Consider the following 9,980-nt stretch of genomic DNA (forward strand, 5'->3'; position numbering starts at 1 on the left):
GGCTCGGATGTGGTTGGCGCTGCCCCAACATCTGCGTGACGCGGCGGACGTGGGGGAGCGGCTCGTGCGCGAGTGGCTCCCCCGCCAGTTGCGAGAACGCCTGGCGAGGATCTGTGGTGGTGACGAACAGCCCGAGCGCCTGGTGGCGTTCCTGTGTGGAGTGCACGACATCGGAAAAGCCGAGTGGGCGTTCCAGTCGCAGCTCGACAAGTCGCCCGACTACGGCTGGCTGTGGGACCAGGTGCGGTCGCTGGGCTGTTGCCCCGCGTCTCCGGGGATGGTGCCTGATCCGCGTCCCCAGCACGCGGAGGTGTCTGATCTGATCCTGCGAGGGTACTTTGAGCGGCGCTTCCCCCAGGCGGACAGAGCTGCCATCAGGTCGCTCACCGTCACGGCAGGATGCCACCACGGGCGACTCGGTGAGCTGGGCCCCTCGGTAGGGCCCCACGGTGGGCGCACTCATATTCTGTGGCTGTGGCTGGAGCGGCACGGGCCCGCGTGGGCGGGGCTGTGGGAGCAGATGATCGACGACATCATGGAGCGCACCGGGGCGAGAGCTGTTCTCGAGAAGGTTTTGGAGGCCGGGGGCCTGGGGATCGCGGACCAGGTGATGCTCTGTGGCCTGGTGACCATGGCGGACTGGATCGCCTCCAACCAGGAGTTCTTCCCGCTCAGCGAGAGCGGACGTCATGCGAGTGACCTCTCGCGGGCGGATGACGCGTTGGAGCGGCTGAACCTCACGCGGGCGTGGCAACCCCCGGCGACGACGGACCCGCCGTACCGACGGCGCTTCGGATGGCCCTCGGGTGCAGAGCTGCGGCCGTGTCAGGCAGCTGCCCTCGACGCCGCCTCTCAGACCAGTGGCCCTCGGCTGATGATCATCGAAGAGGAGATGGGCCAGGGGAAGACGGAAGCTGCCCTGCTTGCCGCGGAGATCCTCGCGGGCGACGTCGGCAGCGGGGGCGTGGCGTTCGCCCTGCCGACCATGGCCACGGCAGATTCCATGTTCGCGCGGGTCAAGTCGTGGGTGGAGACCCTCGAGCAGGACGCCGACCAACCCCACTCCCTCTTCCTCGGGCACTCCCGGTCCTGGCTGGAGCCGCAGAACGAGAGGCTCATCAGGCAGACCCGGTTCGTGGGTGGCGGGAACCAGGCCGTCGTGGCGCACGAGTGGTTCACGGGCAAGAAGGGTCTGCTTGCCGAGTTCACGGTCAGCACCATCGACCAGGTGCTGATGACGGCCCTCGCCACGCGCTACGTGACCATGCGGCATCTCGGCCTGGCCGGCAAAGTCGTCATCCTGGACGAGGTCCATTCATACGACGTGTTCACCTCGAGCTACATGGAACGCACCCTCACCTGGCTCGCCGCCCACGGGGTCTCGGTGGTCCTGCTCTCCGCCACGTTGGCAGGGGGTCTGCGGCAGCGGCTGGAGCGGGCGTACGGCGCAGGGCTGCAGGCCAACTGCAGGCCTCATCCGGAGGCGGCGCGGAAACCGGCACCGCAGCAGAAGAGGGGAAGTCTCGCCGCCCTGGCAGGCGCCGGGTTGCGCCCTGCGGGGACGACGACGGCGCCCGCGGCCTCCGCGCCTGCCTACCCTCGGATTTCCGTCACGGACGGTGAGGGAACGAGCTTCGTCGCCATTGAGCAGCGGAGCAGCCACAGACGCGTCCGCGTGGACCTGATGCCGGACGACCTCGGGGCGCTCACGGACCTGCTGTCCTCACGGATGGCGGACGGTGGCGTCGTCGGGGTCGTGTGCAACACGGTGGGGCGGGCCCAGGAGGCGTACCAATATCTCCGCGACCACCTCGGCGAGGAGGAGATCGAGCTCCACCACTCCCAGTTCACCGCGTGGGACAGGGCTGATCGCGAGCAGCGGCTGGTGAAGGAGCTGGGTCCCGGCGCACATCGAGGGTCTGGCAGGCCCCGGCGTCGGATCCTGGTGGGAACCCAGGTGCTGGAGCAGTCGCTGGACATCGACCTGGACCTGCTCATCACGGATCTCGCACCGGGTGACAGCCTGGCGCAGAGGGCCGGGCGACTCCACCGGCACAAGCGTCCCGGTGACGACCGGCCGCGTTCCATGCGAGAGCCGGAGGTTTTTGTCCGCGGGGTCGACACGGCCGATGACGTTCCGGTGCTGGAAGACGGGGCGACGGCCATCTACGGGGAGCGGGTGCTGCTGGCGACCTTGACGGTGCTGGACCCGTATCTCGACGGGCGGCCCTGGTGCCTCACCCACGAACTGGAAACGGTGGTTGAGGCGATCTACGCCCCTGACCTCCGTACGCCCGCGGCATGGCAGGCCGCCTACGACACGGCGGCCGACCGGGAGGAGAAGGCAACCAAGGACTCCCGACGGAGGTCCTCCGCGTTCCAGCTCACGTCACCACGGGAGAGCCGCGGCGACCTCCGGGATGCGCTCGCGGCGATGACGGTCAAGGACGTCGACCGGGAGGAGTCCCTCTCCGCGGCCTACGTGCGGGACATCGACCCGACACTGGAAGTCCTGCTGGTCCAGGAGCACGACGGTCTGCTCAGTCCACTCCCGTGGGCCATTCCCCGCGCGGCCGACCACGACGGCTGGTTCCTCTCGGAGACCGTTCCGCCGCCGCCGCGTTTTGCCCGGGCCGTGGCCATGAGCACGGTGAGGCTGCCGCGATGGCTCGTCGCCCCCTGGCACATGGACGCCGCCATCACCGAACTCGAGGCGCTGGGGATCCCCGCCTGGCAGCAGGACTTCCGGCTGCGCGGGCAGCTGGTCATCCGGCTGGACCGTCGGTTGCGGGGGAGCATCCTGGGCAAGCGTTTCGGGTACGACCGCAGCGTGGGAATCCACAGACTGAGCCCGACCGGGACGCACGACGATGACCCGTTCACCGATGACGATTTCGACATGTGGGATACGGCTGACGACGAGGAGCTTCTGTGAGTGACCAGACATTCAACCTGCTGCGTGAACCCTGGATAAAAGTTCGACACCTGGACGGGGTGGTCTCCGAGGTGGGGCTGCTCGAGCTGTACGAACGTGCCGAGGAGTTCACGGACCTGGCGGGGGAGTCGCCCACCCAGGACCAGGCGGTCTTCCGGATCCTGGAGGCAGTCCTGCTCCGTGCGCTGCGCGACCACGCGTTCTTTGCCCCGCACAGCGACGTGGTGTCCACGTGGCAGACGGTCCAGGGCGCCTCCGAACTGGGAGAGCTGGTGAACGCGTATCTCCTGAAGCACGAAGCGCGTTTCGACCTCTTCGACCCCGTTGCCCCGTTCTTTCAGGTTGCTGATCTGAGAACGGCCAAGGGGGAGCATCCGGATGCCTCGGCCTTGATCCCGGACGTGGGGCCCGGCCTGTTCTCAACGTCCACCGCTGCTGCGGGGAGCCGCTTGCCCACCGCAGTCGCGGCGCGGTGGCTCGTCTACACCCAGGCCTACGACCTTTCCGGGATCAAGTCGGGCGCCGTGGGAGACCCGCGTGTGAAGGGCGGCAGGGGCTATCCCATCGGGACGGGCTGGGCCGGTGCCATTGGTTCCGTGCAGCTGCTGGGGCCCACCCTGCGGGACACGCTGGTGCTCAATCTTCCGGTGGAGGCCGTGGTGGTTGATCGCGACGAGGTCGCTGCCGATCTTCCGCCGTGGGAGCGGGAGCCGGACGGTGCCGCGCCCCGGTCCGACGAAGAAGTGCCGCCGCGCGGCGTCGTCGACGTGCTGACCTGGCAGCAGCGGAGGATCCGCCTGTTCCCCAGCGCCGAGGGGAAGCAGGTTGAAGGAGTGCTGATCTGCAACGGGGACAAGATCCAGCGGGCCAACAACTTCGTCGACCCGACCACCGGATACCGGTACTCGAAAGCCCAGTCGAAGAACGGCGTGGACGTGTTCTTCCCCAAGACCCACGACCCCGAGCTGACCGTGTGGCGGGGAATCCAGAGTCTCCTCGCCGAGGACGGCAGCGAACAGGGCAAGGACCGCAAACCGTTCGTGGTGACCCAGTTGCGCACGAAGCTGGCCGACGCCGTGACGGACGAGTACGGACAGAGCAAGACGATGGTTCGCCTCACGGGAATGTCCTACGGCACCCAGGACGCGGTGATCAACGGGGAGATCGCCGAGACCTACCCGGTCACCGTGAGACTTCTGGGCGAGGGCGCTGAGCAGTTGCGGGCGACCGCTGTGCAGGTGGTCCAGAGGGTGCTCTCCTTCCGGGGCAGCTTGTCCTGGTTCCACCGGCAGCTGCTCGTCTGCGGTGGGGCCGCACCGGAGGAGGCACCCGCTGCACCGGTCCAGTCCTGGCTGGCGGCACTGGAAACCGAATTCGTGGAGTGGCTGAACTACCTGGGGAGCATGCCCACACCGCAGGACGCCGAAGCGGACTGGGCCCGGCGCATGACGCGGGTGACCAGGACGTTCGTGGCCCAGGCGGTCGACGCCGCAGGACCGCGAGCCGCCATTGGGCGCAGCGAGATGAGCGAATCCGGCAACCTGATCATCCACTCCTCGGCGCGGTACGAGGCATGGATCCTGTCCAAGCTTTCCGAGAATCTGCACATGTCGAAAGGGGAGAACCCGTCATGAATGACACACCGCCTCCGGTAGGAACGGAAGAAAGTGCGCAGGAGACGCCCGCGAAGAAGATGACCTTGGACGCCGCCGTCGGCTCCTACGTCGCGGGGCTGCAGCGTGATTTCCTGGGTGCGCGGGAAAGTCCCGCGAGGGCAACACTTGCCCGTTTGCGCCAGGCCGTGGACGAGCAGCCCGGTGCCGATCCCGAGGTCTGGCAGATCGTCCTGTCCGTCCTCCCCGAGCAGTTCATCGGCTCCCGGGACCAGCCCACGAAGGGCGAGTGGGCGGCGCACCTGGCGCTCACGCTGTACGGCGTGCACCAGCAGGGCAACCAGACGCCCATGCACGTTCCTGGAATCAGCTTCGGCACGGCCATGGGGAAGCTGATGCGGGAGCGTCCGTCGGCGAAATCGCGGTATGACGCGCTGCTGACAGCGAGCCACTTCGCCGGACGCAGGAACTACCTCCGAACGCTCACCGGGCTGCTGTCCACCGACGGCATTCCCGTGGACCACGGACGGCTCGCCGTGGATCTGTTCAGACTCCAGAGCGCCGAGCACAAGGACACCGTGGTGCGTGTATGGGGACGAGATTTCTACCGGGCCTTCTCGCGCCGTCCCACCGACTCCACCGACAAAGCAACGGACTGACCCACACCCCTTCTGAAAGGAAAGATCATGACCACGTTCATCGATTTCCACGCACTGCAGACTCTCGCGCCGAACAACATCAACCGCGGTGAGGACGGAGCCCCCAAGACTGCTTTCTTCGGTGGGGTCCAGCGGCAGCGGATCTCCTCCCAGGCCCTGAAGGCAGCGCAGCGGCGCAGTTTCAGCGACTACCTCGACGCCTCCGAACTGGGGGTGCGCACCAAGCGGGTCGTGGAACTGGTCGCTCAGCGGATGGTCGAGCTCGACGAGACGGCGGACTATGACGCGGCACTCAAGGCGGCTCAGGTCGCCTTCGACAAGGCCGGACTGAAGGTAGCCGCTCCCAAGGCCAAGAAGACGGACACGGCGCCCAAGGCCCCGGCGGCGGGTTACCTCGTGTTCCTGGGGCGGCACCAGGTGGATCGCCTTGCTCGTATCCTGCTCGAGCGCGGAGGGGAGGGCCTGGCCAGCAAGAAGGAGGCCCAGGAGCTCCTGGACACGGAGCACGCCGTGGACGTGGCGCTGTTCGGACGCATGGTCGCGGACGACGCCGCGTTGAACGTGGACGCGGCCGTCCAGGTGGCACATGCCCTGGGCGTCCACGCGGCGGTTCCCGACTTCGACTACTACACCGCGATCGACGACATGGAACGCCTGGACGAGCAGACCGGGGCCGGCATGATCGGCACGCTCGAGATGATGTCCTCCACGGTCTACCGGTACGCGACACTCAACGTGGACCAGCTGGTCGAGAACCTGGGCAGCGTGGACGCCGCGGTCCGTGCAGCAGAGGCGTTCGCGGCCACGTTCATCGAGAGCCTGCCCTCGGGCAAGCAGAACACGTTCGCGGCCCATTCCCTGCCGGAGCTGGTTTCCGTGGCCGTCCGCGATCGCCGCCCCGTGAGCTACGTCAACGCCTTCGAAAAGCCCGTGGAGGTGGACGAGGGCGGTAACAGGAGGGCTGCCGCGACCGCTGCGCTCGCCGACGAGGCTCAGGGCGTCACCGAAACCTACGGCATGGTGCCCCAGCACGACTGGGTCATGGCTGTTCCGACGCTGCGTGAGAGCGCGGCGGGGCTGGGGGAGAGCGTCAGCCAGCAAGAGCTGGTGGAGAACGTGGGCCGGGCGGTCCGAGATGCAGTCGGTTCCGTGGGTGAAGGGGCACGATGAGCGTCCTGATCCTCCGGTTGAAAGGGCCCCAGCAATCGTGGGGGACCTCCTCCCGCTACAGGACGCGTGAGGCCGGCACGGAGCCCAGCAAGTCAGGGGTGATCGGAATGCTGGCCGCGGCGCAGGGGCGGTCTCGTGAGAGCGAACTGACGGATCTGCTCGACCTGGGATTCGGAGTCCGCGCGGATCAACCGGGGCGCCTCATGGTGGACTACCACACGGCTCGGGCTCCTGGGGCGAAAAATTCCGCGCTGTCCTCGCGGCACTACCGGGTGGACGCGGCCTTCACGGCCGCCATCTCGGGGCCCGATGACCTCATCCACTCCCTGGCGGATGCCATCGACTCACCCCGGTTCCCCCTGTACCTGGGCAGGCGGGCTTGCCCCGCCCCGGTGGATCTCCTGGGCGGTGTGGTGCCGGGCGACGACGTCGACTGCGTGCTCCGCGATCTGAACACGACGCCCTGGCTGGCCTCCGAGTGGTATCGACGGGAATCCGCGACCGTCGTCTACCTCCCCGTGGCCCGGGACGCGCGCCCGGGCGAGGTCGGAGAAACGGTGCAGGACGTGCCGGTGAGCTTCGATCCACGACATCGGATCTACGACGCGAGGTCTGTGGTGCGGCCCGCGCCGGTCAGAATCGACAATCCCGAGGGGACTGCGGTTCAGGACGACTTCTTCCAGACGGTCAAGGAGGGCTGATGTTCTTCAGCAGAATTCAACTCAACCCGCAGCGGCGAGAAACCAGAAAGCTTCTTGCCAATCCCCGGGCTATGCACGCCGCCGTCGAAGCGTGCTTTCCCCCAACCGGTGATTCCGGTGCGGGCGCGCGGAACCTCTGGCGTGTTGATTCCGACCGGGCCGGGGCCCGCCTCTACGTGGTGTCGCCCGCGGCGCCGGACATGCGGCATCTGGAGGAGAACGCGGGATGGACGAGCTCACCCGCGGAGACCACCGACTACGACCGTTTCCTGGACGGGCTGATGATCGGGCAGGAGTACAGCTTCCGAGTCACCGTGAATCCCGTGAAACGGCAGTTCGTACCGGGTGGCAGGGGAAAGCTGTTGCCGCATCTCACGGAGGAGCAGCAACTGAGCTGGTTCGCCGAGCGCGCCCCCGGTTGGGGGTTCGAGCCACTGGAATTCCCTGTCGGCCAGGGCGCGCCGGAGGAGTCCCCCGAGGTCATGGCCATGCGGGTGGTTCAGCGTCACGACCGGAACTTCACCAAGCACGACGATGTTGGCAGAAGGACGGTCACGCAACGGCAGGTGACCATTTCCGGGCAGCTGAGGGTGACGTCGGCCGAACTCCTGAAGTCCCACCTGACCGGGGGTATGGGCAGGGGCAAGGCCTATGGGTGCGGGCTGATGACCCTGGCCAGGACACGGTGATGCCATGACGGGCGCACCACCTCCCGAGAGTCCGGAACTCGTGCGCGCAGAGGAACGTCTGACGTTCGTGTACCTGGAGCGGTGCGTCGTCCACCGGGACAGCAACGCGATCACGGCTACGGATGAGCAGGGCACCATCCACATTCCGGCCGCCATGATCGGCGCTCTTCTGCTGGGGCCGGGCACACGGGTGACGCACGCTGCCATGTCCCTGATCGGTGTCTGCGCTGCGACGGTGGTGTGGGTGGGTGAAGGCGCGGTTCGCTGCTATGCCGCAGGAAGGCCCCTCGCGCGGTCGAGCCGTTTGCTGGAGGCCCAGGCCAGAGCGTTTGCCAACCAGAGACAGCGGCTCGCTGTGGCGCGGCGCATGTACGAGTATCGGTTTCCGGACGAGGACGTCTCCGCGTTGACCATGCAGCAGCTGAGGGGGCGGGAGGGCGCACGCGTCCGTCAGATCTACCAGCGTGAGTCCTTGCGCACCGGTGTCGAATGGGTCAAGCGCGACTATCGGCCAGGGGACATGTCTGGGTCTGATCCGATCAACCAGGCACTGTCCAGTGCCAACACCTGTTTGTACGGGGTGGTCACGGCGGTCATTCATGCGCTGGGCATGAGTCCGGGGCTGGGGTTTGTGCACGTGGGTCATGATCAGAGCCTCGTCTACGACGTGGCGGACCTCTTCAAGGCGCAGACCACCATCCCTGCTGCCTTCGATGTGGTTGCCCAGGGCAGCGAGGACCCGGTGAACGATGTTCGACGGGTGCTGCGGGACCACCTCGTCTCGGGCAAGGTCATGGACCGGTGTGTGGATGTGCTGCGCGACTTGTTCCTGTCCCGCGAAGAACAGGAGGACGTCATGAGAATCGTCTATGACGACTCGATGTCGATCTGGGCAGGCCGGAGCGAGACGCGAATGGCTTCGGGCAGGAACTTCGCGGCGGGGGAGGCATGATCGTCCTGGTGCTTTCGGCGTGTCCCGCGGGCCTGCGAGGGGATCTCACCAAGTGGCTGTACGAGGTTTCGGCCGGCGTGTTCGTCGGCAAAGTAAGTGCTCGCATCCGGGAGCACCTGTGGGAACGGGTCTTGGACACCTCAGGTTCAGGGCGTGCCATTCTCGTCTGGAATGCGAAGGGTGAGCAGGGGCTGAAGTTCTGCGTGAAGGATCATCACTGGGATCCGGTGGATCTTGATGGGCTGACCCTGATGAAGCGGCCCTCCCGGAAGAAGCCGACCTCGGCCCCGGGGCTCAAGCCGGGGTGGAGTAAAGCGGGAGCCCGTCGAAGGTTCGGTGGGCGGAAGCCTTGATCGGGAAAGAGCCGAAGTCGAAGGTAACTGCACCGACCGGGCAGAATAACCCCTAGTCACCAAGTGTGCTCCCCGCGCCTGCGGGGATGAGCCCGAACGCGAGCTGTCCCGGCGCCGGCGGGGGGAGTGCTCCCCGCGCCTGCGGGGATGAGCCCGGCGCACATCCTCAGTAGCCCGCTTCGACGCTGTGCTCCCCGCGCCTGCGGGGATGAGCCGTGGGCCAACGGCAACAGCGGTGGCTTCCAGTCGTGCTCCCCGCGCCTGCGGGGATGAGCCCGCCATGGACCGCGAGCGGGCCAAGCCCCTACCGTGCTCCCCGCGCCTGCGGGGATGAGCCGCACGAGCGCACCGCCTGAGCACCCCGGGCGCGGTGCTCCCCGCGCCTGCGGGGATGAGCCCGGCATCCGGGTCGCCAACGGCCAGCAGTCCATGTGCTCCCCGCGCCTGCGGGGATGAGCCGTCCGTCCCCAACGACCAGTTGCGTGAAGCCCTGTGCTCCCCGCGCCTGCGGGGATGAGCCCGCCATCCGGTCCCGCACCCGCGCCGAGGTTGAGTGCTCCCCGCGCCTGCGGGGATGAGCCCGGGCCCGACGGGGGCTTCCCGTCACCGCCACCGTGCTCCCCGCGCCTGCGGGGATGAGCCCGGGATGGGCGAGCCCCTGGCGATCGCGGTGAAGTGCTCCCCGCGCCTGCGGGGATGAGCCCCGGAGCGAGTTGTTCGTGGGGAACGCGGTCGGGTGCTCCCCGCGCCTGCGGGGATGAGCCGCCCCGGATGGCTACGGCCGGTACGGGGTCCTCGTGCTCCCCGCGCCTGCGGGGATGAGCCCTTCGTTTCCGGGGACTCAGACAGCCACGCTTTGTGCTCCCCGCGCCTGCGGGGATGAGCCTCAGAGCGCTGGCCCCTCCCAA

General features: G+C 67.6%; 8 protein-coding genes and 1 CRISPR repeat array. All 8 genes read left to right on the forward strand.

Features of this window, described 5'->3' with window-relative positions:
* Positions 1 to 7: 7 nt before the first annotated feature.
* The 8 genes from cas3 to cas2e are packed head-to-tail and all read left to right on the forward strand — an operon-like array spanning position 8 to position 9,072.
* Positions 8 to 2,935, forward strand: a complete 2,928-nt coding sequence (gene cas3, locus CWC38_RS09325; protein WP_121846487.1) for a CRISPR-associated helicase Cas3' — start codon at positions 8 to 10, stop codon at positions 2,933 to 2,935.
* On the forward strand, positions 2,932 to 4,569 hold the full coding sequence (gene casA, locus CWC38_RS09330) for a type I-E CRISPR-associated protein Cse1/CasA (protein ID WP_121846488.1): 1,638 nt from the start codon (positions 2,932 to 2,934) through the stop codon (positions 4,567 to 4,569). The genes cas3 and casA overlap by 4 nt, the downstream gene beginning before the upstream one ends.
* Positions 4,566 to 5,207, forward strand: coding sequence for a type I-E CRISPR-associated protein Cse2/CasB (gene casB / locus CWC38_RS09335; protein WP_165860386.1), 642 nt, complete (start codon positions 4,566 to 4,568; stop codon positions 5,205 to 5,207). Before casA ends, casB begins: the two co-directional genes overlap by 4 nt.
* A gap of 27 nt (positions 5,208 to 5,234) precedes the next feature.
* Positions 5,235 to 6,377 carry a type I-E CRISPR-associated protein Cas7/Cse4/CasC gene (cas7e, locus tag CWC38_RS09340; RefSeq protein WP_121846490.1) on the forward strand — a complete coding sequence of 381 codons (1,143 nt, stop codon included), beginning with the start codon at positions 5,235 to 5,237 and terminating at the stop codon, positions 6,375 to 6,377.
* Positions 6,374 to 7,078, forward strand: a complete 705-nt coding sequence (gene cas5e, locus CWC38_RS09345) for a type I-E CRISPR-associated protein Cas5/CasD (RefSeq protein ID WP_121846491.1) — start codon at positions 6,374 to 6,376, stop codon at positions 7,076 to 7,078. The genes cas7e and cas5e overlap by 4 nt, the downstream gene beginning before the upstream one ends.
* Positions 7,078 to 7,767 (forward strand): type I-E CRISPR-associated protein Cas6/Cse3/CasE, encoded by a 690-nt coding sequence (gene cas6e / locus CWC38_RS09350; RefSeq protein WP_240625191.1) that lies wholly within the window; start codon positions 7,078 to 7,080, stop codon positions 7,765 to 7,767. Before cas5e ends, cas6e begins: the two co-directional genes overlap by 1 nt.
* Before the next feature lie 4 nt (positions 7,768 to 7,771).
* Positions 7,772 to 8,719, forward strand: coding sequence for a type I-E CRISPR-associated endonuclease Cas1e (cas1e, locus tag CWC38_RS09355; RefSeq protein ID WP_121846492.1), 948 nt, complete (start codon positions 7,772 to 7,774; stop codon positions 8,717 to 8,719).
* On the forward strand, positions 8,716 to 9,072 hold the full coding sequence (gene cas2e, locus CWC38_RS09360; RefSeq protein ID WP_121846493.1) for a type I-E CRISPR-associated endoribonuclease Cas2e: 357 nt from the start codon (positions 8,716 to 8,718) through the stop codon (positions 9,070 to 9,072). Before cas1e ends, cas2e begins: the two co-directional genes overlap by 4 nt.
* A gap of 65 nt (positions 9,073 to 9,137) precedes the next feature.
* Positions 9,138 to 9,958: a CRISPR direct-repeat array (repeat unit 28 nt; unit sequence GTGCTCCCCGCGCCTGCGGGGATGAGCC).
* Positions 9,959 to 9,980 lie beyond the last annotated feature (22 nt).

The organism is Kocuria tytonicola, from assembly GCF_003687455.1.
Classification (GTDB): domain Bacteria; phylum Actinomycetota; class Actinomycetes; order Actinomycetales; family Micrococcaceae; genus Kocuria; species Kocuria tytonicola.

Bases quoted from the DNA above. Each gene is read 5' to 3' on its own strand.
- cas3 (WP_121846487.1), top strand. From the start codon at position 8: ATGTGGTTGGCGCTGCCCCAACATCTGCGTGACGCGGCGGACGTGGGG.
- casB (WP_165860386.1), top strand. From the start codon at position 4,566: ATGAATGACACACCGCCTCCGGTAGGAACGGAAGAAAGTGCGCAGGAG.
- cas7e (WP_121846490.1), top strand. From the start codon at position 5,235: ATGACCACGTTCATCGATTTCCACGCACTGCAGACTCTCGCGCCGAAC.
- cas5e (WP_121846491.1), top strand. From the start codon at position 6,374: ATGAGCGTCCTGATCCTCCGGTTGAAAGGGCCCCAGCAATCGTGGGGG.
- cas6e (WP_240625191.1), top strand. From the start codon at position 7,078: ATGTTCTTCAGCAGAATTCAACTCAACCCGCAGCGGCGAGAAACCAGA.
- cas1e (WP_121846492.1), top strand. From the start codon at position 7,772: ATGACGGGCGCACCACCTCCCGAGAGTCCGGAACTCGTGCGCGCAGAG.
- cas2e (WP_121846493.1), top strand. From the start codon at position 8,716: ATGATCGTCCTGGTGCTTTCGGCGTGTCCCGCGGGCCTGCGAGGGGAT.